A 22,941-nucleotide genomic window follows, 5' to 3' on the forward strand; every position below is an offset into this window, starting at 1 on the left:
GCGCACTCCGACTTCGGTGCGTGCGCATCCTCAAGCCAATGAGCCCGCGATGCCGATCCAATTCCGCAAGACCTCAATCAGATCTCGCAAGCGAACACTGGGACTGGCCGCCTTCGGCCTGATCGTGGACGCGATCGTCAGCCATCCCCGCGTCGACGTGCCGGCGATGGTGAATGTCGCGATGATGTCGCGCTTTGCCATAGCGCCTGTCATAGCGTCGCTCGGTGGTCTCTCATGGACGACCAGCACAGGTTCGAGCGACACCGTTGCGCCGACGCCGGTGATGAGCGCGGATCATGTGACACGGATGTGCGCGCGGGCGCATGGCAGCGCAAGCTGATCGACAGCCGGATCTCTTGAACAACGAGGCCCGGATGAAGCAGGCGCTTCCTCCGGGCCATGTGGGATCAGATGGTGTGTGGACTCAGGCGACGCGCTTGATGGCGTCGCTCAGGATCGAGACGATCTCGTCGATCTGGTTCTTCTCGACGATGAGGGGCGGCGACATCGCGAAGGCGTCGCCGCTCTGGCGCAGATAGAGGCCGCGGTTGAAGCAGTCGACCATGACGTCATAGCCGCGCGCAGCCGGTGCATCTTTCCGCGGAGCCAGTTCGACGGCGCCCATCAGGCCGCAATTGCGGATGTCGATGACATTGGGCAGGTCCTTGAGCGCGTGCAGGCTATCGCGCCAGTAGTCGGACAGCGAGGCACCGCGCGTCAGCAGTCCCTCGCTCTTGTAGATGTCCAGCGTCGCGATGCCCGCGGCGCAGGCGACCGGATGCGCCGAATAGGTGTAGCCGTGGAACAGCTCGATCTGGCTTTCCGGCCCGGTCATCAGCCCGTCATAGATCTTGCGGCTGGCGAACACGGCGCCGCAGGGCACGGTGCCGTTGGTGATGCCTTTCGCGGTGGTCATCAGGTCCGGCGTTACGCCGAAATAATTTGCGGCGAACGGCGTGCCGAGACGGCCGAAACCAGTGATGACTTCGTCGAAGATCAACAGGATGCCGTGCTTGGTGCAGAGCTCGCGCAGACGCTGCAGGTAGCCCTTCGGCGGCGGCAGCACGCCGGTCGAACCGGGCACCGGCTCGACGATGACGGCGGCAATGGTGTCGGCGCCATGCAGGGCCACCAGACGCTCAACATCGTCGGCGAGTTCGGCGCCGTGCTCCGGCAGGTCCTTGGAGAATGCGTTGCGTGCGAGATCGTGGGTGTGGCGGATGTGATCGGTGCCGGGCAGTTGGGCGGACGAGAAGGCGCGGCGGTTATTGACCATGCCGCCGACCGAGGTGCCGCCGAAGCCGACGCCGTGATAGCCGCGCTCCCTGCCGATCAGGCGCGTGCGCGAGGCCTGGCCGTTGGCGCGATGATAGGCCAGCGCGATCTTCAGCGCGGTATCGCCCGACTCCGAACCGGAATTGGTGAAGAAGATGCGGTCGAGGCCCGCGGGTGCGATCTCGGCCAGACGATTGGCGAATTCGAAGGCGAGCGGATGGCCCATCTGGAACGCGGGGGCGAAGTCGAGGGTGGTGAGCTGCTTCTCAACGGCACTGGCGATCTCGCGGCGGCCGTGGCCGGCATTGGTGCACCAGAGGCCAGCCGATCCGTCGATCACCTTGCGGCCGTCTTCGGTGGTGTAATACATGCCCTGCGCGGATGCGAACATGCGCGGTGCCGCCTTGAACTGGCGGTTGGCCGTGAACGGCATCCAGAACGACTCGAGTTGTAGCGTGTTCGGAATCTGATGAACGGTCACGGCGCGGCTCCCTTGGCTGATTCAGCATCTGGATCATGTTCGCCCGAATGCAACAAGTCCTTTTCTCGATCTGATTAACCTGTTGATTTTATTGAATGGGCCGGGTCATATTTGTTCGATCCGAAACACTCGCAACAGGGATTTGGCGTGAGTATCGATCTAGGCGAACGGCTGCGCTTCGTGCGCGGGCGTCACAAGCTGTCGCAGCGTGAACTGGCCAAGCGCGCGGGCGTGACCAATTCGACGATCTCGCTGATCGAGTCCAACCAGATGAACCCGTCGGTCGGCGCGCTCAAGCGTATTCTCGATGGCATTCCGATGGGGCTCGCCGACTTCTTCGCCATCGAACCGGACCGGCCGCGCAAGGCGTTCTACCGCTCGGATGAGCTGACCGAAATCGGCAAGACGCCAATCTCCTATCGCCAGGTCGGCGACAATCTGTTCGGCCGCAGCCTGCAGATCCTGAAGGAGCGCTACGAGCCGGGCAGCGACACCGGACGGGTGCCGCTGGTGCATGACGGCGAGGAGGGCGGCATCGTGGTCTCGGGCCGGCTGGAAGTGACCGTCGACGAGGAGCGCCGCATCCTCGATCCCGGCGACGCCTATTATTTCGAAAGCCGCCGTCCGCATCGCTTTCGCTGCGTCGGCGCGAAACCCTGCGAAGTGATCAGTGCGTGCACGCCGCCGACGTTTTGAGGACCTAAGCTCACGCCCGGGCTAACGTGACGTATCGATTCCTCGCATCAGCAGGTCGATACTGGCATCGGTGAAGACCGCGACGTCGATCTGCCTTCGCGTTCCAAACAACAGTGACCACACGGTCAACAGCAGCGCCGGGCTCATCACGATTTCGGTGAATGTGCTTGCCTGCGACGGGCGGAATTCACCAGCCGCGACTCCCGCCTCGATCACCATCCGGAACTGGTCGATAACCGGCCGCATGAACTCGTCATAGTGCCGGTCCACGAGGTCGGGGAAGCGGGAGCCGTCGGCGATCAGGAAGCGGAGTGTTTCGCGGAAAGGTCTGTCCTCGGCAATCTTGCGATACACGAAGACCATGAGTGCGCGCAGGCGCGCGTTGTATGATCCTTCCAGCGTCCCGGCATAGCTTTCCAGTTCGGGAAAGAACGCCTGGGACTTGTATCGGATCATCTCGTCGAACACGCGCTCCTTGGTTTCGAAATAGAAATAGATCGTGCCCTTGGTGACGGAGGCGCGGGCGGCGACATCCTCCAGCCGGGTGGCGGCATAGCCGTTTTTGGCGAATTCCTCGAAGGCCGCGTCGAGGATCTCGATCGGTCGTTCCGCTTTTCGTCGGGCGCGCTTCTTCAGCTCAGCATTCATGGGACCAGGATAATCGATCCCCGGCAGGGCTGCTATTGACTTTTGAGTCAGTCAATAATAGTGAGTGATTGCTCACTTAACACGCGCGGTCAAATGCATAGTGCTTTCAAAATGATGTCTCCGTTGCCAGCCGATGCGGCCGGCACCGCAGATCGGCGACGCAAGCTGATCGAAACCGTGGCCACAGCGAAAGCGACACTGATTGCCCATCAGGCGCCCGACCGGGCGAGGGCTGCATGATGAATGCGGATAGTGACGCATCGCCGCCGCGGCTGTTCCGCGGTGCCCGTGTCCGGATGAGCGTTCTCGGTCGTGAGCGGCATCCCAAATACGGCGATCGCCAGGGGGTCATCGTGGGCCGCGGCTCGCCGAGCAGTTGGCGGGTCAAGTTCGACGAGCGCACGACCGTCCAGGCGATCCACCGGGACTACCTCGAACTCGTCGCTCAACCCGCGGCGGCATCCCTTCAGGTCGCCCAGCGACGCGGTTCTATGGACGGGGCGTCGAACCCGTGAGCGCTCTCCTGACCGAACATGTCATGCGTGGCTACCGTTGGCGGCCGTCGGTTTCGTTGCTTGTCGCTGCGGCGCTGAGCCTTCTGCTCGCCGGATGTTCGTCGCTGCCACGGACGCCGCATAGCGTCACGGATGCATCCAGTGCGCGCGTCCTCGATCTCGCGGACCTGCGCCGTTATGCGGACGAACCGGCCTCGACGTTCCGAAGCGGTCAGAACCAGGTCGTGTTGCGGGGGCCTCGAACCTATCTGGCGCTGTCGGGAGGCGGGGCGGACGGCGCCTATGGCGCCGGCGTGCTGAGTGGCTGGACCGAGGCAGGGACGCGCCCGTCGTTCTCGATGGTCTCCGGTGTGAGCACCGGCGCACTGATCGCGCCCTTCGCGTTTCTCGGTTCCAACTATGACGCGACCTTGCGTGACGTCTACACCAGCGGCGTTGCCGCGAGCCTGCTCGATGCACCCAATCCGTTCAACGCGATCTTTGGTTCTGGCCTGTTCGGCAATACGCGGCTGCGCGAGCTGGTGGCGAAGTATATCGACGAGACCTTCGTCGCGGCTGTCGCAGCCGAACACGCGAAGGGGCGGATGCTGTTCGTCGTCACGACCAACCTGGACTCCCAGCGCACCGCCATCTGGGACATGGGACGGATCGCCTCGCTGCGTACGCCCGAAGCACTGAACCTGTTCCGGGACGTTGTCGCGGCTTCGGCAAGCTTGCCCGTGGTGTTTCCGCCGATGCTGGTGACCGCGGAGGCGAACGGCAAGCGCTTCGAGGAGATGCATGTCGATGGCGGCGTCACCGCGCCTGTCCTGACATTGCCGGAGGCTTTCCTGCTGCGCGACGCCACATTCGCCAGGGCAGAGAAGCTGCAGCTCTACGTCCTGATCAACAACAAGATCGAACGGGAATTTCAGGTCATTCCCAATTCCACCATCGAAATCGCTGCGCGGGCGTCATCGACTGTGATGAAGATTCAGACACGCTCCATCCTTTACAACACCTATGCCTTCGCCCGCCGCAACAAGTTCGGATTCAATCTGACCTATATCGAGGGCGATCGACCGCCATCGCCGATGTCCGGCTTCGACACCGCCTATATGCGCGCGCTGTTCCAGTACGGTTACGAGAGGGCGCGGGGCAATCGTCTGTGGTCGAAATCCCCGCCCTCCGACGATCAGGATTCCGTGGCGGCGTCACACACAGCAATCACGCGGCAAGTCGCAAGCGGCAACTGATGCGCGATGCGACGTTCAAACCCGGCACATGCGTGCTGAAACAGGAGTGACCTCATGAGACTTTCCATGCTTCGCAAGATCGTTTCACCCCGCCGGATTGCGCTGGTGTCGATCCTGCTCGTCGCCGCCTCAGGTTCGGCGGCGGCGCAGTCGCCGCCGTTCACAGGCCTTACCGGATCCTGGGCAGGCGCAGGAGCGATCTCGCTGTCCGACGGATCGAAGGAGCGGCTTCGCTGCAGGGCGACATACCAGGTCAGCAATGGCGAAAGGCGGCTCCTGCAGAGCTTGCGTTGCGCGAGCGACAGCTACCGCTTCGATCTCAACAGCGACGTAGTCAGCCAGGATGGGACCATCGCCGGAACATGGAGCGAAACCAGTCGCGGAATCAGCGGAAGCATCGCGGGCAGGGAGTCCGGCGGCCTCATCTCGGCCGTCATCGACGCGCCCGGCTTCTCGGCCAGCCTGTCGCTCTCGACGCGCGGCAACAAGCAGTCTTTCTCGATATCGTCCGAAGGCGACATCCGGAACGTCACCATCAACATGAGCCGAAACTGATCGGGGGATCGCGTCGCAGCGATCGCAGGTGTTTCACAAGGGCACGTTGCGAGGCGAGGCAGGGTGCAAGTGCCCATGGCTCGCGGGAGGTGGCCGACGACGAAGAGCGTCGCATCCTCACTCCCGGCGATTCCTATTGCTTCTAAAGCCGACGCACGCATCGCTTCCGCTGCGTCGGCGCGAACCCTACGAGGTGATCAGCGTTCGCACGCCGTCGACGTTTTGAGATATGCAGCCTGGATACGCCGTCCCACGGTGGGGGCGATCGCCGGATAGTGGGCGATAAGCCAGTCAGCGATCTGATCGATGTCTGTGAGAGCTTCGTCTGTATAGACAACCTTCATCAGCGGCGGAATTTGGCAAAGGCAGCTTCGACATCAGTCACGGTGGCGAACCGGCCAGCATCGGCAGCCCGCAATCCGCGATCGATGCCGGCAAGTTCTTCGGGCGTTGGCTGATACGCGTCACCCTTCACGCCCGCTTCAAGCTCGCGGGCATAGGCCGCCAGCTCGTCCTGCACATGTGGTGGCAACGTCTCGACGCGTTCCAGGATATCGGCGAGGGGCTTGGTTTTCATGGCGTTAGGGTATCGCGACGGAGACAAAACGTCACGGGGATACCCTGAGGAATCCATCCGACCCACCTGAATTTGAATGGCTGCCCGCGCGCCAAATCTCTATGCTATGGGCATGTCGCGATTCATGTGTCTATCGATTGCTCTCGTCCTGTCGCTTACCTCCGCCGCTGCGCTGGCGGCGCCGGTCAAGAAGAAGCCGCAGCAATGGAAGGGCTACGGCTTCCTGCCGGGCTATCACCAGCCGCTGAACAACAGCGTTCCGCTGTTCATGCAGAAGCGCGCGGACCTGCGCATGGCCAAACGCGATCGGCGCCATTGGTACATCGACCGTACCCCGGTCTATTATCGCTGGTCCGACGGCGAGAAGTATTATTTCGGCCGGCCCGGCTTCTATCGCGGCCAGTACAATGGCGGCAGCATGGGCCCATGCTGGACGCGAACCCCGATCGGACCGATCTGGAATTGCGGCTAGGCGAGGCGGCGCATCTCGCAGCGCCGATTCCCGTGAAAGTTTCCGGTCGACGTTGTAGCGACCCTCATTAAATCATCGCAGCGACTATCTGTTGCTCCTGTTTGATCGCGGCGGAGTTCAAAAGCGCCGTGAAAGCAAAATCAACGAAAACACATTTCGAGTTCCGACCACTATCTTCGCCTGACAGGACTTTGGTTCAGGGGCGGAGATATCAGTGGCTAAGATTTCACGACGTGACGTGTTGGCAGGTGGCGCGGCCATGCTTGGGTCGCTTGGCGCATCTGGGGGGACGTTCGGCCAGCAGCCCACTGAGAATTTCGATCTGGTGATCCGGGGCGGCGAGGTCATCGACCCCAGCCAGAATCTGCGCGGCATTCGCGATATAGGCATCAAGTTCGGGCAGGTCGCCGCCGTCGAGCCGAGCATTCCTGCGGAGCGGGCCAAACAAAGCATCGATGCCAAAGGCAAACTCGTGACGCCCGGCCTCGTCGATCTTCACACCCATGTCTATCCCTATGGGTCGGCGATCGGCATTCCGCCCGACGAGCTTGTGCCGTTCTCGGCGACGACGACCTATGTGAGTGCCGGAGATGCCGGCGCCAACACCTTTGCCGGATTCAAGCGCGATGTCGTCGGGCATTCGCGCAGCCGGCTGTTTGCCTTCGTTCACATCTCGACCATCGGCCTTGCGGGCTTTCCCGTCGGCGAGTTGCTGAATATCGATTACGCCAATGTCGATGCCGCGGCGCGCACGATTGCGGAAAATCCCGATCTCGTGCTCGGCGCCAAGGTGCGCGAGACGCTGGCATTCGTCGGCAATAATGGCATCGAGCCGTTGAAGCGCGCCATTCTGGCCGTCGAACGCTCGGGCACCAAGGGGCGGGTGATGTGCCACATCGGCAATGCACCGGGCGATCTGTCGGTGCTCGTCGATACGTTGCGTCCCGGCGATATCCTCACGCATCCCTACAGCGCGCTCGGCAACAACACGGTGCAGAACGGCAAGGTGCTTCCGGCGCTGCTGGAGGCGAAGAAGCGCGGCGTCATCATCGATGTCGGCCATGGCGCCGGCAGCTTCGACTATGACATTGCCGAGGAAGCCATCCAGCAGGGGCTCGTGTTCGATACGATTTCCAGCGACGTCCATGTGGCCGCGGCGAACACGCCCAGCAGGCCGTATTTGCCCTGGGTGCTCAGCAAGTTTCTCGCGCTTGGCTTCTCGCTCGACCAGGTGATCGCGGCCGCCACGATCAAGCCGGCCAATGTCATCAACCGCGTGCCGAAACTGGGCACGCTGCAGGTCGGCGCGCCCGCCGATGTCGCCATTCTCGAACTCGTCGAGGGGCCGGTCGAACTGCTCGATACCTCGAACAAGCCCCGCACTGGCAAGGCCTATCTGAAGGCGGTCCAGACCGTGCGCGGCGGGGTCCCGTTCGGACGGCCGTATTCTCTGCCGTTCTCGGCAAACTGACGAGAGCGGCGCGGTGCCCGGGTGAGCGAAGCGCCACCCGGGCGTCGGCGGCTTGGTTATGGTGCCGCACGCTGACGTCCTGCTGGAATTTACCGCCGCCGCCGGGGAGGGTGACGGCGATCGCGCTTCGGCACGCTGGTCTGCCCTGCGTCTGCCGCGCGCTCAGGGCACCTGCCACGGCTTCCGAAAAAACCACCATCCGGTCTAGGCTCGCACCAACCGAATCTCGAATTGGACGTGCGACATGACATTGGCGATGAGCTGGGACGAATGGGCGAAACATGACGCCGTGGCGCTGGCCGATCGCGTGCGCAAGGGCGACCTGACGCCGGCCGATCTGGCGGCGCAGGCCGCGGCCGGCATCGCCAGCACCAATCCCGCGCTCGATGCCGTCGTCGAAGTGTTTGACGACGTCGTCGCCGATCCGCTCAAGGACGGCATGAATGCCGAGGGTGCGTTCGCTGGCGTTCCGTACCTCATGAAGGACCTCGGCCCGACCCTGAAGGGACGGCTGCAGGAATTCGGCTCCATGATCATGCAGGGGCATCGTCCCGCGCAGGACAGCTTCCTGACCGGCAAGATCCGGGGCGCCGGGCTCAACATCATTGGCCGTAGCACCACGCCGGAATTCGGCGTCTGCAGTTCTGCCGAGAACAAGCTCTATGTTACCCGCAATCCCTGGGACACCGACTACACCACCTGTGGCTCCTCCGCCGGCTCTGCGGCGATGGTCGCGGCCGGCGTGCTGCCGATCTCCCATGCCACGGATGGCGGTGGTTCGATCCGCATTCCCGCGGGCGTGAACGGCCTGATCGGCCTGAAGGTCTCGCGCGGCGTCTATTCGCTGGCGCCCGCGCTGTCGGACCTGTCGGGGCTTGTCTCGATCCAGGGCTGCGTCAGCCGCAGCGTGCGCGACACCGCAGCCTTCGTCGACAACTGCCGCGGCGGCGCACCCGGCGAATTCATGCCGTTCTGGTCACCGACCGAACCCTATAGCGAGTTGATCAAGCGGGATCCTGGAAGACTGCGCATCGCGCTGTCGCATGAGTGGGGCGACTACAAAGCGCCGCCGCATTTCGTTGCAGAGCTGGAGCGTGTCGGCAAGATGCTCGAAGGGCTCGGCCATCACGTGGAATGGGCGCTGCCGGAGGTGGATTTCCGTAACGCATTTGCGGCGCAGACGACCTGCTACATCAGCAATTTTGCGCAGGTGATCGCCGGTCATCTGGCGCGGCTCGGTTTGGATAAACCGACCACCGATCTGCTTGAGCCGATCAACATCAAGATCTGGGAGAGCGGGCTGAACACGTCCTATACCGAGCGCAACGCGATGCAGGCCGTGTTCAATACGACGTCGCGCGCTTTCGGCGCGTTCTTCGAGCGCTACGACATCATCCTGACGCCGATCACCGCCAAGCCGACGCCAAAGGTCGGCACGTCAGAATATCTCACCACCAGCACCAATCCGTCGGTGCACGACTGGTTCGCCAATCTGTGGAAGAATTTCGCCTATACACCGCTTGCCAATCTGTGCGGCATCCCCGGCATCTCGCTGCCGCTGGCGGCGCAGGAGAACGGACTGCCGCTCGGCATCCAGGCGCAGACGCGTCAGGCGAATGACGGCCTGCTACTGCAACTGGCCGCGCAGATCGAGCGGGTGATCGACGGCAAGTGGAATGGCGGCAAGCTGCCGGGAAAGCATGTGAGCCGGCAATAGGCGTGTCGGCGTATCTTGTCTTCGTCGCGCTAAAGATGCGTGACACAGCGGATATCGAATGGATCGAACATGGTTTCAAGCTTGCCGGCTCCCGTGTCCCAGTCGGTCGCTGCCAGACTAACGCGGGCGGCGATATTCCTGGTCGTGACGATCAATCCCGGACCGGCCCCCGAGAAGGCGGTTCGTGGCTTGTGCGGCGACCTGTCGAGCCTGCTGCGCGGCGTGGGATTCCGCAATCTCAATGGGCAGTTGTCCTGCATCATGGGGTTCGGCTCTGACGCCTGGAGTCGGGTGTTCGGAGCGCCGGGTCCGAAAGACTTGCATCCGTTTCGCGAAATTCGCGGCGTGCATACCGCCGTTTCGACACCCGGCGACATCCTCTTTCACATCCGCGCGGCGAGCATGGATCTCTGTTTCGAGCTGGCGACGCACATCATGTCGCGGCTCGCCGGCGCGGTTTCGGCCGTGGACGAGGTGCACGGTTTCAAATTCTTCGACGACCGCGATCTGATCGGCTTTGTTGACGGAACTGAAAACCCTGTCGGTCAGGCCGCTGACGCGGCCACCCTTGTCGGCGATGAAGACCCCGGCTTTGCCGGAGGCAGCTACGTGATCGTGCAAAAATATCTGCACGACGTCGCGCGGTGGAACAAGGTGCCCGTCGAGGAACAGGAGAACATCATTGGCCGGCACAAGCTGTCCGATATCGAACAGCGCGATTCCGAGAAGAAGCCGTATGCGCACAACGTCCTGACGTCGATTGAAGAGAATGGGGAGCAGCTTCAAATCCTGCGCGACAACATGCCGTTCGGCGAAGTGGGCAAAGGTGAGTTCGGCACCTATTTCATCGGTTACGCCCGTTCCCCGCAGCGCATTGAGAAGATGCTGGAGAACATGTTTATCGGCAACCCGCCGGGCACTTACGACCATCTGCTGGATTTCAGCCGCGCGGTGACGGGGACGCTGTTCTTCGTTCCCACAGCGACGTTCCTGGACGATGTCGATCCCGAGGCGTAACCGGTGTTCGCTTATCTGCCCGCGGCTTACTGAAACAGGAGATTGTGCATGGGTGTCGATCTCCTGAACATCAAGGGGCTCAAAGAGCTGGAGCATCAGGGCCCGATCGTCATGGTCAATCTGATGCGATTCCGCGAGCGCTCGCTCGACGGCGATGGGTCGGGCTGGGACGCCTATCTGCGTTACAGCGCGCTGACCGTGCCGATGATCAAGGCCCGCGGCGGCACCTTGCTGTGGACCGGTGACGCCAAGGCCGTCGCGCTCGGCGAACCGGATCACCAGCAGTGGGACTATCTGGCGCTGGTGTATTATCCCTCCGTTGCAGCCTTCATCGAGATGATGACGTCACCGGACTATGAAAATCTCTGCGACCCGCACCGGACCAACGGCTGTGCCGAGCATGTGATCATTTGCACGAGCGAGGCTTACAGCAAGTTCAAGATCGGCTGAGGGGATCGACACCGGATTCCGGCTTATTCGAGCCACCAAACCTCATATGAGCCGGGTGGCGATGAGGACGGAGATCACGAGCAGAACCGCGACGATGACCACGACGAAGGGGAACATCGCGCGATAGGCGTCCCGCTCGTGGCCGGGCGTGCCGGCGAGATTGCAGACGATCGACATCCGCACCGGCGAGACCATGTTGAGCGACAGTGCCGCGGCGTGCTGAAGCGCGACGACGGCGGCGACGTCGAGGCCGGCCTCGGTCGCAAGGCTAAGCTGCGACGGCATGAACAACCCGTTGGCCGCATTGCCGCTATTGGCCAGCGCGCCGAACACGGCCGAGATCATCGGCGTGACCGTCACCGACCAGACCCCGAACGTGTCGTACATGCCGCGGGCGAGGCCGCCGGCGATGCCCGAGCGCGACAGCAGTTCGGCCATCATCGAGAACACGATCACCGTAAGGACGGCGAGCCGGCCGGTCTTCCAGGCGGCTGCGATCTCCGAAGGGAAGGCTCGCTGATGGCCATGCAGCAGGGCGGTCAGCACGGCCGCTGCGACGAGCCAGGTGCCGGCGTGAAACAACGGTGCCCAGACTGGCGCGCCGGCGAAGGGCTGCATGCTCCATGCGGTCTGAAGCAGTTGATTGAGCGGCGGCACGAGGCGCGTCAGCGCGAGCCAGCCGATCAGCAGCGTGAATGGCAGCATGCGCCGTGCCGCAGCGCCGATCGCCGCGCGGTCCGGCTTTTCGTCAATGAGATAGCGCAGCACGATGGCCGGCCCGAACGCCGCCAGCATCGCCGGCTCGGGCCCGAGGAACGCTGTCGCAATGATGGCGAGGCCAAGACTGCCGAGCAACCAGAGCGCTTCGCTGGCGCGCTCGCGCCAGTCGGCGCCGATGCCGGCGCGCTCCGCCATGCGCCAGTAGATGGGCAGCCACAGGATGTTGAACACGAGATAGATGAGGCTGGTGCGCAGCGCGAGCGCGGTGGGATCGGTTCGCGCAAAGGCGGCGCCGACCACCGCGCCGCTGCCCATGGCGCCCCACACGATCATGGTCTGGCTGATCAGCGAGAAGGCGAGGAGCTCGATCGGCTTCAGGCCAAGGCGGCGGATCAGCACCATCGTCCCCATGATGCCGATGCCGAAGCCGGTGGCGGATTCCGCGAAGGGCCCGATCAGATAGCAGGCGGTGAACAGCAGGCGGCGCCGCGCATGCGCATCCGGCAGCGACGTCTCGACCGGCATGGCCGCGTCGCCAGGGCGGATCGCCATTTGCCAGAACAGCAAGCCGCCGAGAATGTAGGGCACGACGATCCAGCCGATCCATGCGCCGCGCAGCAGCGCCGTTCCAGCGTCAGCGATCCCGAACAGTTGCGGGGCGGTGGCCAGCGCGACTGCAAGCGCCGTGGCGAGGCCGATGAGCGAGGCGGGGAGCGTGCCGGCGAGTCCGCTGGCGATGGCGCCGATCACCGCCAACGCGGGCAGCGCCCAGATCAGGTAAAGCACGTTCCGCCCCCAGGTTTCTCGTTGAGGGCTGGATGCGCGGGAAAGGCAGGGACGTCAACCGCGCTGCGCGCATGGGGCGCGTGCAACGTCGATCCGCCCAGCGCTTGCTGAACCGCAATGCGTTTTGCCCGACCAACCCAGGGTGAGAGCTGATACCGAGACGCGGCCTCGCTCAATCAGCCCCGGGAGAATGGACGTGACGTCTAAAGCATTGGTGATCGCGCTGGCATTCCTGGCGTCTCCGGCAGTCGCCGCCTGCAACGAGCCCGGGACCGGTACCAAAGACACGCCGATCTTTTCGCCGCCGCTCGGCGCCGTCGTCACCGGTACGGGGCGCCTGCAATTTCATTCGGCGCCAAGCGCGCATTGCGCGATGGCCGGTGTGTTTGTCATCCCCAGGGATCATCTGGTCGCTTATGCTGAAACGCGCGACGGGTGGACCTCGGTGATGTATGCGCGTGCGACGGGCGGCGGCGTCACAGGCTGGGTCAGATCATCCCGCCTGAGACACACCGGCACAGTCGGACCGCAATAGGCGACGCGTTAATTGTCGAAGCCGACGAACACCGTGGCTTCCTCGACCGACTTGCGTTCGGACACCACCGCATTGGCGGGAAAGCTGTCATCCGGCCATCCGAGCGCAATGCTTTTCATGATGACCTGATCGTCGGCAATCCCCGCATGTTCGCGCACCACCGGTGACTGCATGATGCCCTGGCTGTTGATCACCGCGCCAAGGCCGCGCGACCAGGCGGCATTGACGAGGGCGGTCGCCACGGCGCCGCAATCGAACGGCGTATCGTCGCTGCCGTCCAGCACGCGGTCATAGGTTACGATCACGCAGACCGGCGCGTCGAACTGGCGGAAGCCGCGCAGCACCCAGTCCTGCCGCATCTCCTTGTCGTCCCTGGCGATCCCCATCGCCGAGAACAACTGCTTGGCGACGCCGACCTGTCTGTCGCGGTGGTGACCCCCGAAAGCCTGACCGGTGCGAAATTCGCGTGACTGCGGGATACCTGCGATCATCCGTTCGGTATTGCCGGCGCGGATCCTGTCGAGCGGCTCGCCGGTCACGACATAGAAATTCCATGGCTGGGTGTTCATCGACGACGGCGCGCGCATCGCAAGGTTGATGATTTCCTCGATCAGCTTTTTGGGGACCGGATCGGGTTTGTAGCCGCGGATGCTGCGGCGGCCGAGAATGACGTCATCGAACTTCATAGGCCTGGAATCTCCCGGGGGCGTTTCTGAATTGGGCGGGATATTCCCGGTTTCCTCGGCCGTGTGCATGATTGACGTGAGGGGCAGGAGGTGGTCGCCGTTCAGTTGCAGGGCGGAACAGCGAAGCGTATTCCGCTGCGCAAACATCTCGACGGCGGCGGATTACGCTTCGCCAATCCGCCCTGCGATTGCTAGTGTTGTTGTTCAATCCCATCATGCCGGGCCGAGGGCGATGAACACACGCAGCGATCATCTTGAGAAGCCAATGACGTTCGATGGCGTGACGCTCACGCCGCAGAAGGAAGTGGTCCGCGCCTTCTACAAGGATATGTGGGACCATGCGGACGTGACTTTGATCCCGCAAATCTTCCATGAGGATTTCACGTTCAGGGGATCGCTCGGACCGGTGCTGGTCGGACATGACCAGTTCGCCGACTATGTCCGCTGGGTCACCGGCGTGCTGCAGAATTATACGACGGACATTCTCATGATGATCGAGGAGGGCAATCGCGTTGCCGGCAAGGTCTACTTCCATGGCGTTCAACGCGAAGCGATGTTCGGCAATCCGCCGACAGGAAAGCTCGTCGGGTGGCTTGGAGCGCCGATCTTTTCGTTCGACGGGCCGAAGGTGCGCGACCTCTGGGTGCTCGGTGACATCTACGGCCTGCTCGGACAGATCAGGACAGACGGCATGCAGGGCAACGAATTTTCCACGTCTCGGTGAGACTGGCCGAAGCGCACTCAACCCGTCCGATTGAGTTCCTCTCCTGCGGCTACGTCTCGCGATCATGACCATGTGGCCAGACGTCGCGCTTGCCACATTTGCGATCTGGTTACTCGTTAACATGGTAACACGCAGGCAATACGTACCCTGCGCATAACCATAGTTGTTACATTGTTGCGCATCGACATGAATCGCCGATCCGTGCTACCTCGCTCGCAGAGTTTGAAAGAGACGCTCAAAGTGACGATTTTCGCCCGCATCTTCCGCCATGGCCTGCTGCGCATCTCGCGCAGGGCGTTGGTGATGGTTGTGCTGGCGACGTACGTCTTTGCCGGCGCCATGCACGGTCTCTGCGAATTCGATGTGACCAATCCGTCCGGAGCGACGACCGTCTCGCTCGCGGAGAAGGCGACCGGCCATTCCGACAAGGGAGTCGTCGCGGACAATCACTGCCACGGCTGCTTCTCTGTGACCGCACAGCCGCTTGTCTTCGCGGCAATGCCCGTCTCCATCGAGACCCGCACTGCGGTTTTCCACGATGTCGAACGTCGCAGCCTGCCGCGCGGGATCGATCCTCCCCCACCCAAATTCCTGACCTGACCGTCATCGCCGGGCGCACCGCGCCCAGACTCCGTCATTCGTCAGGTTTCCATCATGTTCTCGAAGATCGCCACGCGTTTCGCGTGCGCGGCTGTGCTCTTCGTCAGTTCGTCGCTGACGGGGGTAGCTCATTCGCAAACCCTCACCATGGGTGCTGCGCTTCAACGCGCGCTTGCCGCCAGTCCGCGTCTGACAGCCGCCGAGCGTGACGTCGGGATCGCGCGTGGCCAGCGCATCCAGTCAGGCGCGCTGATCAATCCGGAGATTTCGTACGAACAGGACAATTCGTTCGGGTCAGGCGCATATCGCGGAACCCGCTCGGCGGAGACCACGCTGCAGGTCAGCCAGATGTTCGAGCTGTGGGGCAAGCGCGATGCGCGCGTCGCCGCGGGTCAGGCAGGTCTCGATGCGGCGGGCATCGGACGCCAGGCCGTCCGGCTTGAAGTGCTGTCCGAGACCGCGATCGCCTTCGTGAGCGTGCTCGGCCTGCAGCGGCGGATCCAGATCCTCGACGAACAGATCGAGGCGATCGACAAGATCTCGCCGCTGCTGCAGCGGCGCGTCGAGGCCGGCGCATCGTCCATCGCAGAGACCGGACGCGCCGAGGTCGCATCGGCACTGGTCAAGGCCGACCGTGAGCGCACCAGGTCGTCGCTCGCGAGCGCGCGCCGCGAACTGGCGATCCTGATGGGCGATAGCGCGCCGAAATTCGCGGCCGTCTCCGGACGGCTGGAAGCGTCCGGCAAGCCGCCGACATTTCAGTCGGTGGTCGCGGCGATCGATGCCAACCCGCAGCTCGTTCGCTGGAAGGCGATCTATGCGCAGCGCAACGCCGAACTGCTCCTCGCCCGGTTGAAGCCCTATCCGGACGTCACGGTATCCGCCGGATGGCGCCGCTTCAGTGAGACCGGCGACAACGCCGTTCGGCTTTCGCTGTCGGTGCCGATCCCGGTGTTCGACCAGAACCAGGGCAACATCCTCTCCGCGCAGGAAAGCCTCGCCAAGACCGCCGCCGAACGCCAGGGCAACCGCAACATGCTGATCGTGGTGGCGGGCCGCGCCTACGACTCGCTGCAGGGCTCGCTGCGCGAACTCGCCATCCTGCGCGAGACCGCGATCCCCAAGTCCAGGGACGCGGCGGATGCGATTTCCGAAGGCTACGGGCAGGGACGCTATTCGCTGCTCGAAGTGCTCGACGCCCAGGCCAGCGTCGCGCAGGCGCGCCTGCGCGAGCAGGAAGCCCAGCAGAATTTCCACGTTGCCGTCGCCACCATCGAGGGGCTGGTCGGCAATCCGTTTGCACTGGCGCGGGGGAGCGCACGATGAACAAGCCAATCATGGTCCTGGTGAGCGCCGCCGCGATCTTCGCGCTCGGCGCCGGGGTCTACGCCACCGCACCGAGCAAGTCCGACACGCAGACCGCGGCTACTTCCAAGGCTGCCAAGCAGGGCGACAAGACCAAAGGTGAAAAGGCGAAGGGTGAGAAGGGCCACGACGAGAAAGGCCACGGTGAAGAGGGCGTCGTGGAAATGAGCGATGCCCGCGTCGCCTCGTCGAACATCGAGATACTCTCCGCCAAAAGCGAGACGCTGCACGACTCTCTGGTGCTGAACGGCATCCTGCAGCCCAATCAGGAGACGCTGGTGCAGGTGACGCCGCGTTTTCCGGGCGTCGTGCGCGAGATCAAGAAGCGCATCGGCGACACCGTCGAGAAGGGCGAACTCCTCGCGAAGATCGAGAGCAACCAGAGCCTGAGCGTCTATGAGATGCGGGCGCCGATCTCGGGCACGGTGATCGACCGCCAGATCTCGCTCGGCGAATATGCCTCCGAGCAGAAGCCGGCCTTCATCGTCGCCGACATCTCGACGGTCTGGGTGGATCTGTCCGTTTACCGTCGCAACCTGCCGCGCGTCCGGATCGGCGACAGGATTCTGATCGATGTCGGCGATGGCGGAAAGCCGATCGAGGCCAGCCTGTCCTATATCTCGCCGGTCGGTAGCAGCGACACGCAGAGCGCGCTCGCGCGCGCCGTCGTGCCGAATATCGACATGCGCCTGCGCACGGGCCTGTTCGTTTCGGCACGCCTGATCCTGTCGGCCAAGCCGGTCGCGATTGCCGTTCGGGCGTCGGCGATCCAGACAGTCGAGAACCGCAGCGTCGTATTCGTCCGCAGCGGCGACAAGTTCGAGGCGCGCGACGTCGAACTCGGCGCGCGCGACTCCGACAATGTCGAGATCCTGTTCGGACTGCTCGACGGCGACAGATACGCGGCGAAGAACAGCTTCATCGTGAAAGCGGAGCTCGGAAAGGGATCGGCCTCCCATGAACACTGAGCTCGCTCCGGGAATTAGGTCATGATCGACAGGCTTCTCGCATTCTCCGTGCACCAGCGCTGGCTGGTCATGATCGCCGTGTTGATGATGGGCGCCTTCGGCGTCTGGAACTTCACGCGCCTGCCGATCGACGCAGTCCCTGACATCACCAATGTTCAGGTTCAGATCAACACCAACGCGCCGGGCTATTCGCCACTGGAGGTCGAGCAGCGCATCACGTTCCCGATCGAGACGGGAATGGCCGGTCTGCCGAACCTTGTGAACACGCGATCGCTGTCGCGCTACGGCCTCAGCCAGGTCACCGTCGTGTTCAAGGACGGCACCGACATTTATTTCGCGCGCCAGCTCGTCAATGAACGCGTCCAGCGGGTGAAGGACTCGCTGCCGACCGGCATCGAGACGGCAATGGGACCGGTCTCCACCGGGCTCGGCGAGATCTATATGTACACGGTCGAGGCGAAGGAGGGGGCGAAGAAAGCCGAAGGCAAGCCCTATACGCCGAGCGACCTGCGGACCGTGCAGGACTGGATCATCAAGCCCCAGCTCCGCAACGTGCAGGGGGTCAACGAGGTCAACACCATCGGCGGTTTCGAGAAGCAGTTCCACGTGCTTCCGGATCCGGCCAGGCTGATGGCCTATCGTCTGAGCTTCCGCGACGTCATGACGTCGCTCGCCAACAACAATGCCAATGTCGGCGCCGGCTATATCGAGAAGAACGGCGAGCAGTATCTGGTGCGCACGCCCGGACAGGTCGCCGACGTCGAGGAGATCCGGCAGATCGTCATCGGCTCCCGGAACGGCGTCCCGGTCCGCATCCTCGACATCGCCGAGGTCAAGGAAGGCACCGACCTGCGCACCGGCGCGGCGACCGTCGACGGCAAGGAAGTCGTGCTCGGCACGGCGATGTTGCTGATCGGCGAGAACGGCCGGACCGTGGCGCAGCGTGTCGGGCAGAAGCTGGAGCAGATCCAGAAGTCGCTGCCGGAGGGAATCTCTCTCCGCGCGATCTACGACCGCACCCATCTGATCGACGCGACCATCGCAACCGTCGAGAAGAACCTGGTCGAGGGCGCGCTGCTCGTCATCGCGATCCTCTTCCTCATCCTCGGGAATTTCAAGGCGGCCTTCGCCACCGCGCTCGTCATTCCGCTGTCCATGCTGTTCACCATCACGGGCATGTTCGAGAACAAGGTCAGCGCCAACCTGATGAGTCTCGGCGCCATCGATTTCGGCATCATCATCGATGGCGCTGTCATCATCGTGGAGAACTGCCTGCGTCTGCTCGCCCATGAGCAGGCGAAGCGAGGGCGCCTGTTGACCCGCGAGGAACGCTTCGAGACGATCATCGAAGCGTCGCGCGAGGTCATCAAGCCCAGCCTGTTCGGCACGCTGATCATCGCTGTGGTCTATCTGCCGGTGCTCACGCTGACCGGCGTCGAAGGCAAGATGTTCACGCCGATGGCGCTGACCGTGCTGATGGCGTTGCTGGGCGCCAGCATCCTGTCGATGACCTTCGTTCCGGCCGCTGTCGCGCTGTTCGTGACCGGCAAGGTCTCCGAGAAAGAAAACTGGTTCATGCGCGCCGCGCGCCGGACCTATATGCCGTTGCTCGAACTCGCGATCCGTCTGCGTGCCGTTGTGGCGGCCGCGGCCGTGGCGCTCGTTGTCATCAGCGGATACGCCGCGACGCGGATGGGCGGCGAGTTCATCCCGAGCCTCGACGAGGGTGACGTCGCGATCCAGGCGATGCGCATCCCCGGAACCAGCCTCACGCAATCGCTCGAGATGCAGATGGCGCTCGAGAGGCGACTATTGAAGATTCCGGAAGTGAAGGAATCCTTCGCCCGCACCGGCACCGCGGAGGTGGCGACGGATCCGATGCCGCCGTCGATTTCGGACGGCTATGTCATGCTCAAGCCGCGCGACCAGTGGCCGGATCCGAAGAAGTCGAAGCTCGATCTGATGAAGGAGATCGAGGCCGCATCCGAAGAGGTCGCAGGCAGTCTTTACGAACTCTCGCAGCCGATCCAGCTTCGCTTCAACGAATTGATCTCGGGCGTGCGCAGTGATGTTGGCGTCAAGATCTTCGGCGACGACCTCGGCGTGCTGGCAGGGATCGCGGGGCAGGTGCAGTCGGCGCTACAGAGCATCCAGGGCGCCGCGGACGTCAAGACCGAGCAGGTCGCCGGGCTTCCGGTGCTGACGGTCAAGCTGGACCGCAAGGCGCTGGCGCGCTTCGGCATCAGCGTCTCGGACGTGCAGAACCTGGTCGAGATCGCGGTGGGCGGCAAGACCGCGGGCCTGGTGTTCGAGGGCGACCGCCGCTTCGACCTCGTCGTGCGCCTCCCGGACGAACTCCGGACGGATATCGAGGCGATCAAGGCGCTGCCGATCCCGCTACCGCCGCTGGAGGGGCAACCGAGCCAGAACAAGGCGATGCCGGCGGCGTTCGGCACCTCGCCGCTGGCCCAGATGCGTTACGCGCCGCTGTCGGAACTGGCGGAGATCTCGGTCGCGCCGGGTCCGAACCAGATCAGCCGCGAGGACGGCAAGCGCCGTATTGTCGTCTCTGCCAATGTGCGCGGACGCGATCTCGGCTCCTTCGTCGGCGAGGCGCAGCAGCAGATCGCGCAGAAGGTCAAACTGCCCGCGGGCTACTGGATCGGTTGGGGCGGCCAGTTCGAGCAGCTCGTCTCGGCGACGCAGCGCCTGACCATCGTGGTTCCGATCGCGCTGTTGCTGATCTTCCTGCTGCTGTTCATCAGCCTCGGCTCCGTGGCCGATGCGCTGCTGGTCTTCAGCGGCGTGCCGCTGGCGCTCACGGGCGGCATCTTCGCGCTGCTGTTGCGTGACATTCCGCTGTCGATCAGCGCGGGCATCGGCTTCGTCGCGCTTTCGGGTGTCGCAGTGCTCAACGGTCTTGTCATCATCACCTTCATCGCGCGGCTTCGCCGCGATGGAAAGAAGGTCGTGGAGGCCGTGCGCGAAGGCGCGCTGACGCGCCTGCGGCCTGTGCTGATGACGGCGCTGGTGGCCTCGCTCGGCTTCGTGCCGATGGCGATCGCGACCGGTGCCGGAGCCGAGGTGCAGCGCCCGCTCGCGACCGTCGTCATCGGCGGCATCGTCTCGTCCACCATCCTCACGCTGCTCGTTCTTCCGGCGCTCTACATCCTGTTCCGCCGGGAATCGTCGCCTGCTTATGTGGAGGCGATGTCTGTCCACGCCACTCAGGGAGATCATTGATGAAGACAATCCTGCTCGTTATATCCGCACTGTTGCTGGCGGCTCCGGCGATGGCGCAGCACGCCCATCAGAAGGGGCCGAATGGCGGACCCATGGAGGATGTCGCCGGCGTGCATGTCGAGATGATTGCTGCGGGGAAGGTGCTGACCTTCAACATTCTCGACGAGGCCAACAGACCGCTCCCGGCCGGCGGCTTTTCCGGCGCCGTGCTGCTGACCTCCGGAGGCGACCGTGAGACGCTGCCGCTCGTCACCGCCGGGACGGCATTGAAGGCCGAAGCGAAGGGCGACATCGCCAAGGGCGCGTCGGTGAGCGTCACGCTGAAGACCGCCGACGGCAAGTCCGGGCAGGCGAGGTTCAAGAACTGAGGGGATCAATCCCGGATGACGCAAGAGCTTCATCCCAGCGGCGCTTGCTCGACCCAAACTACGCGCTATTTATCGCTATCGGATGCCATCAGCAGGAACTTGCGCTTCAGCGCGTTGACCCTGGAGACATAACCCGCAACGGAATGGTCGCCGCATCGCTCACTGGCCGTCATCTGGAAGCGACGGCGTGCATAAGCGGTGGCGGGTCCTCCACCGCACAGATGGATGAAGGCGGCGAGATCCTGCACCTGTTGCGGGGTCGGCGCCACGCCGCCGGCGCGCGCGAGGACGGCGGCGACATTGCGGTCCAGATAGATCGATGCGAGCTCGGTGGCATGGCTCGGGATGGCACGAATATAGGGGCCGAAGCCGCAGCCCGTATCCTGAACCGCGTTCGCCCGGATGCAGAAGCGCGAAACTTCGGCATAGGCCGGATCGGTCATTTGAAAGAGACCGACGGCGCTGGATGCGGGCCGATAGATCGCGAACGGATTGAAGCTGAGCCGCCAGCGCCAATAGGTACGGTCCAGGGGATTGCCGGAACTCTCGACCTGCGCCAGCGCAGCGAGCAATTCGGGCGTGATCGACCGCGTCGAAAAGGCGCGAAACAGCGGCCCGTAATGCCGCCACGTCTCGGCCGGCTCCTTGTCCAGCCTGTGGCCGACAAAGAAGAACAACTCGGTCGGCTTGTGGATCACGTGATAGATGAGGTTGGACAGCACGAGGGTGACAAGCACGATTGCGACGGCGCCAGTGATTTGAATGGCGCGCGGCAGTTTCGCGAGCGTCCGTTGCGCCGAGCGCAGGCTGCGCCGCCAGCGGCGACGGCGTTTGGCGCTGAAGATGAATGGGCCCTTCGTCATGGCTGATGGCAGCGCGCTAATCCGCTTGCAGCTGGCTGATGCCGAGCTTCTTGACGCGGGTGCGGACTGATAGCGGTGACCGCTTCAACCGGATCGCGATCTCGTTGACGCTGCGACCGACCGACAATTGCCGCCGCAATTCTTCGTCCTGCTGTGAGGTCCAGACAGCGTCGGATTTCTGGCTTAGTTTCATGAGAACTTATAATAGTCTGTAGCCCGGATGAAGCCAACGGGTCGCGCGTAGCGCGCCCGATGATAAACTCCGCGTAATCCGGGCTACGCTTGCTTTCGCGATACGCAGTCGCCCCGCTTCACAGCGCCGGACGGCGAGCGGCCGGGTTTCGTGATGCGCGGGTCACGATGGTTTCACCGGCAGCAAACATCTCGACGTTGGTGCATCCGATTACTGGTTCTGGATGGAGACGCTCATACCGCTCAGGTCGAAATCGAACTGGAGGCCCAGTTGCTCGCCTTCCAGCGTCAGGACGACGCCCTTGGCGTTGCGCATCTGGATGGCGCGCCTGCCTGCGCCGACCGCCACACCTGCACCGAGCGCCGTATAAATGCCTTCGATGTCCGAAGCCTGATGCATATTTTGCGCCGCGCCGACCAGATCGGTCGAGGAGCCCCCAAACGTCAGGCCCGCGCTCACGCCGCCGATGCGAAACGGATACATCTCCCCACGGAAACTGAGGATTCCGCTCCCTGCCTGCGCTCCGATGAACCATCCGGCCTTGAAGAACTTGAAGCGGACTTTGCCGGTGTCCGCGTGAGCGGGCAGCGACAGTGCGGCGGACAGCAGAGTTGCGACGGTGAGACGCGTGAGGCAGCGAGCTATTTGAAAGCGCATATGGATATTCCGGTCATCGGGCTGCCGCGTGGCGGCACTGCGGCAACTAGATAGAGCATCGCAGGACTCGTCAATGACGGAGGTCGACGCGCGGTCGCCTCCCAACGGGCGCAACGTCCGACAT

Annotated in this window: 25 protein-coding genes; 17 read left to right on the forward strand and 8 right to left on the reverse strand. The window is 63.4% G+C overall.

The genetic code is table 11. From position 1 onward, the window contains the following. Positions 1 to 49: 49 nt before the first annotated feature. A complete protein-coding gene (locus tag AC1DUY_RS00635; RefSeq protein WP_478111622.1) occupies positions 50 to 340 on the forward strand; it encodes a hypothetical protein in 291 nt (96 codons plus the stop codon). A gap of 84 nt (positions 341 to 424) precedes the next feature. Here the strand turns inward: AC1DUY_RS00635 and aptA are convergent, their stop codons facing one another. Further along, entirely contained in the window at positions 425 to 1,756 is a 1,332-nt protein-coding gene (gene aptA, locus AC1DUY_RS00640) for an omega-aminotransferase AptA (RefSeq protein WP_231080519.1), read from the reverse strand. A gap of 147 nt (positions 1,757 to 1,903) precedes the next feature. Between aptA and AC1DUY_RS00645 the strand changes: the two genes are divergently transcribed. Further along, positions 1,904 to 2,452 carry a cupin domain-containing protein gene (locus AC1DUY_RS00645; protein ID WP_093758353.1) on the forward strand — a complete coding sequence of 183 codons (549 nt, stop codon included), beginning with the start codon at positions 1,904 to 1,906 and terminating at the stop codon, positions 2,450 to 2,452. A 21-nt stretch (positions 2,453 to 2,473) separates the two neighbouring features. Here the strand turns inward: AC1DUY_RS00645 and AC1DUY_RS00650 are convergent, their stop codons facing one another. Next, positions 2,474 to 3,100, reverse strand: coding sequence for a TetR/AcrR family transcriptional regulator (locus tag AC1DUY_RS00650; RefSeq protein WP_120292463.1), 627 nt, complete (start codon positions 3,098 to 3,100; stop codon positions 2,474 to 2,476). Positions 3,101 to 3,336: 236 nt separating this feature from the next. Here AC1DUY_RS00650 and AC1DUY_RS00655 point away from each other — a divergent pair, with 236 nt between their 5' ends. The 3 genes from AC1DUY_RS00655 (at position 3,337) to AC1DUY_RS00665 (ending at position 5,405) form a co-directional block, all read left to right on the forward strand. After that, positions 3,337 to 3,615, forward strand: a complete 279-nt coding sequence (locus AC1DUY_RS00655; RefSeq protein ID WP_231080520.1) for a hypothetical protein — start codon at positions 3,337 to 3,339, stop codon at positions 3,613 to 3,615. A 23-nt stretch (positions 3,616 to 3,638) separates the two neighbouring features. Continuing rightward, positions 3,639 to 4,850 (forward strand): patatin-like phospholipase family protein, encoded by a 1,212-nt coding sequence (locus AC1DUY_RS00660; RefSeq protein WP_478112400.1) that lies wholly within the window; start codon positions 3,639 to 3,641, stop codon positions 4,848 to 4,850. A 105-nt stretch (positions 4,851 to 4,955) separates the two neighbouring features. Further along, on the forward strand, positions 4,956 to 5,405 hold the full coding sequence (locus tag AC1DUY_RS00665) for a hypothetical protein (RefSeq protein ID WP_478111625.1): 450 nt from the start codon (positions 4,956 to 4,958) through the stop codon (positions 5,403 to 5,405). 343 nt (positions 5,406 to 5,748) lie between these two features. Here AC1DUY_RS00665 and AC1DUY_RS00670 read toward each other — a convergent pair whose 3' ends face one another. Next, positions 5,749 to 5,982 carry a hypothetical protein gene (locus AC1DUY_RS00670; RefSeq protein ID WP_478111627.1) on the reverse strand — a complete coding sequence of 78 codons (234 nt, stop codon included), beginning with the start codon at positions 5,980 to 5,982 and terminating at the stop codon, positions 5,749 to 5,751. 112 nt (positions 5,983 to 6,094) lie between these two features. Between AC1DUY_RS00670 and AC1DUY_RS00675 the strand changes: the two genes are divergently transcribed. From AC1DUY_RS00675 to AC1DUY_RS00695, 5 genes are all read left to right on the forward strand, one after another. Beyond that, positions 6,095 to 6,454 (forward strand): hypothetical protein, encoded by a 360-nt coding sequence (locus AC1DUY_RS00675; protein WP_089264657.1) that lies wholly within the window; start codon positions 6,095 to 6,097, stop codon positions 6,452 to 6,454. A gap of 214 nt (positions 6,455 to 6,668) precedes the next feature. Further along, on the forward strand, positions 6,669 to 7,925 hold the full coding sequence (locus AC1DUY_RS00680) for an amidohydrolase/deacetylase family metallohydrolase (protein WP_309945776.1): 1,257 nt from the start codon (positions 6,669 to 6,671) through the stop codon (positions 7,923 to 7,925). 244 nt (positions 7,926 to 8,169) lie between these two features. Further along, positions 8,170 to 9,642: an amidase gene (locus AC1DUY_RS00685; protein ID WP_478111629.1), complete on the forward strand. Its 1,473-nt coding sequence runs from the start codon at positions 8,170 to 8,172 to the stop codon at positions 9,640 to 9,642. Positions 9,643 to 9,711: 69 nt separating this feature from the next. Continuing rightward, the gene (locus AC1DUY_RS00690; protein WP_478111631.1) at positions 9,712 to 10,659 is read left to right on the forward strand and encodes a Dyp-type peroxidase; all 948 of its coding nucleotides are present in this window, start codon (positions 9,712 to 9,714) and stop codon (positions 10,657 to 10,659) included. 48 nt (positions 10,660 to 10,707) lie between these two features. Continuing rightward, a complete protein-coding gene (locus AC1DUY_RS00695) occupies positions 10,708 to 11,109 on the forward strand; it encodes a DUF1330 domain-containing protein (RefSeq protein WP_309945780.1) in 402 nt (133 codons plus the stop codon). Between the two features lie 42 nt (positions 11,110 to 11,151). Here the strand turns inward: AC1DUY_RS00695 and AC1DUY_RS00700 are convergent, their stop codons facing one another. Beyond that, the gene (locus AC1DUY_RS00700; protein WP_478111633.1) at positions 11,152 to 12,615 is read right to left on the reverse strand and encodes an L-lactate permease; all 1,464 of its coding nucleotides are present in this window, start codon (positions 12,613 to 12,615) and stop codon (positions 11,152 to 11,154) included. A gap of 196 nt (positions 12,616 to 12,811) precedes the next feature. Between AC1DUY_RS00700 and AC1DUY_RS00705 the strand changes: the two genes are divergently transcribed. Continuing rightward, positions 12,812 to 13,150, forward strand: coding sequence for a hypothetical protein (locus tag AC1DUY_RS00705; RefSeq protein ID WP_478111635.1), 339 nt, complete (start codon positions 12,812 to 12,814; stop codon positions 13,148 to 13,150). Between the two features lie 8 nt (positions 13,151 to 13,158). On the opposite strand, the gene AC1DUY_RS00710 is transcribed toward AC1DUY_RS00705, so the two are convergent. Continuing rightward, positions 13,159 to 13,836, reverse strand: coding sequence for a nitroreductase (locus AC1DUY_RS00710; protein WP_120292480.1), 678 nt, complete (start codon positions 13,834 to 13,836; stop codon positions 13,159 to 13,161). 265 nt (positions 13,837 to 14,101) lie between these two features. On the opposite strand from AC1DUY_RS00710, the gene AC1DUY_RS00715 reads away from it, so the two are divergent. The 6 genes from AC1DUY_RS00715 to AC1DUY_RS00740 all read left to right on the forward strand — a co-directional run bounded on the left by AC1DUY_RS00715 (position 14,102) and on the right by AC1DUY_RS00740 (position 21,104). Next, entirely contained in the window at positions 14,102 to 14,560 is a 459-nt protein-coding gene (locus AC1DUY_RS00715) for an ester cyclase (protein ID WP_478111638.1), read from the forward strand. A 174-nt stretch (positions 14,561 to 14,734) separates the two neighbouring features. Next, complete coding sequence (locus AC1DUY_RS00720) at positions 14,735 to 15,160, forward strand: hypothetical protein (RefSeq protein WP_309945788.1); 426 nt, start codon at positions 14,735 to 14,737, stop codon at positions 15,158 to 15,160. Positions 15,161 to 15,214: 54 nt separating this feature from the next. After that, entirely contained in the window at positions 15,215 to 16,486 is a 1,272-nt protein-coding gene (gene ihpA / locus AC1DUY_RS00725; RefSeq protein WP_478111640.1) for a divalent metal ion exporter subunit IhpA, read from the forward strand. After that, positions 16,483 to 17,493, forward strand: a complete 1,011-nt coding sequence (gene ihpB, locus AC1DUY_RS00730; RefSeq protein WP_478111642.1) for a divalent metal ion exporter adaptor subunit IhpB — start codon at positions 16,483 to 16,485, stop codon at positions 17,491 to 17,493. The genes ihpA and ihpB overlap by 4 nt, the downstream gene beginning before the upstream one ends. A 21-nt stretch (positions 17,494 to 17,514) precedes the next feature. Next, the gene (locus tag AC1DUY_RS00735) at positions 17,515 to 20,736 is read left to right on the forward strand and encodes an efflux RND transporter permease subunit (RefSeq protein WP_478111644.1); all 3,222 of its coding nucleotides are present in this window, start codon (positions 17,515 to 17,517) and stop codon (positions 20,734 to 20,736) included. Next, on the forward strand, positions 20,736 to 21,104 hold the full coding sequence (locus AC1DUY_RS00740) for a hypothetical protein (protein WP_478111646.1): 369 nt from the start codon (positions 20,736 to 20,738) through the stop codon (positions 21,102 to 21,104). Before AC1DUY_RS00735 ends, AC1DUY_RS00740 begins: the two co-directional genes overlap by 1 nt. Positions 21,105 to 21,169: 65 nt before the next feature. Here AC1DUY_RS00740 and AC1DUY_RS00745 read toward each other — a convergent pair whose 3' ends face one another. The 3 genes from AC1DUY_RS00745 to AC1DUY_RS00755 form a co-directional block, all read right to left on the reverse strand. After that, a complete protein-coding gene (locus AC1DUY_RS00745) occupies positions 21,170 to 21,967 on the reverse strand; it encodes a lysozyme family protein (protein ID WP_478111648.1) in 798 nt (265 codons plus the stop codon). Between the two features lie 16 nt (positions 21,968 to 21,983). Then, complete coding sequence (locus AC1DUY_RS00750; RefSeq protein WP_158596860.1) at positions 21,984 to 22,160, reverse strand: hypothetical protein; 177 nt, start codon at positions 22,158 to 22,160, stop codon at positions 21,984 to 21,986. 210 nt (positions 22,161 to 22,370) lie between these two features. Then, positions 22,371 to 22,922 (reverse strand): lipid-binding SYLF domain-containing protein, encoded by a 552-nt coding sequence (locus AC1DUY_RS00755; protein ID WP_439066556.1) that lies wholly within the window; start codon positions 22,920 to 22,922, stop codon positions 22,371 to 22,373. Between the last annotated feature and the right edge of the window lie 19 nt (positions 22,923 to 22,941).

This window comes from Tardiphaga sp. P4_G1, from assembly GCF_056401215.1.

What these genes read in the sequence shown, in the direction of transcription:
- AC1DUY_RS00635 (WP_478111622.1), top strand. Translation starts at nt 50, where the DNA reads ATGCCGATCCAATTCCGCAAGACCTCAATCAGATCTCGCAAGCGAACA.
- AC1DUY_RS00650 (WP_120292463.1), bottom strand. Translation starts at nt 3,100, where the DNA reads ATGAATGCTGAGCTGAAGAAGCGCGCCCGACGAAAAGCGGAACGACCG.
- AC1DUY_RS00655 (WP_231080520.1), top strand. Translation starts at nt 3,337, where the DNA reads ATGATGAATGCGGATAGTGACGCATCGCCGCCGCGGCTGTTCCGCGGT.
- AC1DUY_RS00660 (WP_478112400.1), top strand. Translation starts at nt 3,639, where the DNA reads ATGCGTGGCTACCGTTGGCGGCCGTCGGTTTCGTTGCTTGTCGCTGCG.
- AC1DUY_RS00670 (WP_478111627.1), bottom strand. Translation starts at nt 5,982, where the DNA reads ATGAAAACCAAGCCCCTCGCCGATATCCTGGAACGCGTCGAGACGTTG.
- AC1DUY_RS00675 (WP_089264657.1), top strand. Translation starts at nt 6,095, where the DNA reads ATGTCGCGATTCATGTGTCTATCGATTGCTCTCGTCCTGTCGCTTACC.
- AC1DUY_RS00685 (WP_478111629.1), top strand. Translation starts at nt 8,170, where the DNA reads ATGACATTGGCGATGAGCTGGGACGAATGGGCGAAACATGACGCCGTG.
- AC1DUY_RS00690 (WP_478111631.1), top strand. Translation starts at nt 9,712, where the DNA reads ATGGTTTCAAGCTTGCCGGCTCCCGTGTCCCAGTCGGTCGCTGCCAGA.
- AC1DUY_RS00695 (WP_309945780.1), top strand. Translation starts at nt 10,708, where the DNA reads ATGGGTGTCGATCTCCTGAACATCAAGGGGCTCAAAGAGCTGGAGCAT.
- AC1DUY_RS00710 (WP_120292480.1), bottom strand. Translation starts at nt 13,836, where the DNA reads ATGAAGTTCGATGACGTCATTCTCGGCCGCCGCAGCATCCGCGGCTAC.
- AC1DUY_RS00715 (WP_478111638.1), top strand. Translation starts at nt 14,102, where the DNA reads ATGACGTTCGATGGCGTGACGCTCACGCCGCAGAAGGAAGTGGTCCGC.
- ihpA (WP_478111640.1), top strand. Translation starts at nt 15,215, where the DNA reads ATGTTCTCGAAGATCGCCACGCGTTTCGCGTGCGCGGCTGTGCTCTTC.
- ihpB (WP_478111642.1), top strand. Translation starts at nt 16,483, where the DNA reads ATGAACAAGCCAATCATGGTCCTGGTGAGCGCCGCCGCGATCTTCGCG.
- AC1DUY_RS00735 (WP_478111644.1), top strand. Translation starts at nt 17,515, where the DNA reads ATGATCGACAGGCTTCTCGCATTCTCCGTGCACCAGCGCTGGCTGGTC.
- AC1DUY_RS00740 (WP_478111646.1), top strand. Translation starts at nt 20,736, where the DNA reads ATGAAGACAATCCTGCTCGTTATATCCGCACTGTTGCTGGCGGCTCCG.
- AC1DUY_RS00745 (WP_478111648.1), bottom strand. Translation starts at nt 21,967, where the DNA reads ATGACGAAGGGCCCATTCATCTTCAGCGCCAAACGCCGTCGCCGCTGG.
- AC1DUY_RS00750 (WP_158596860.1), bottom strand. Translation starts at nt 22,160, where the DNA reads ATGAAACTAAGCCAGAAATCCGACGCTGTCTGGACCTCACAGCAGGAC.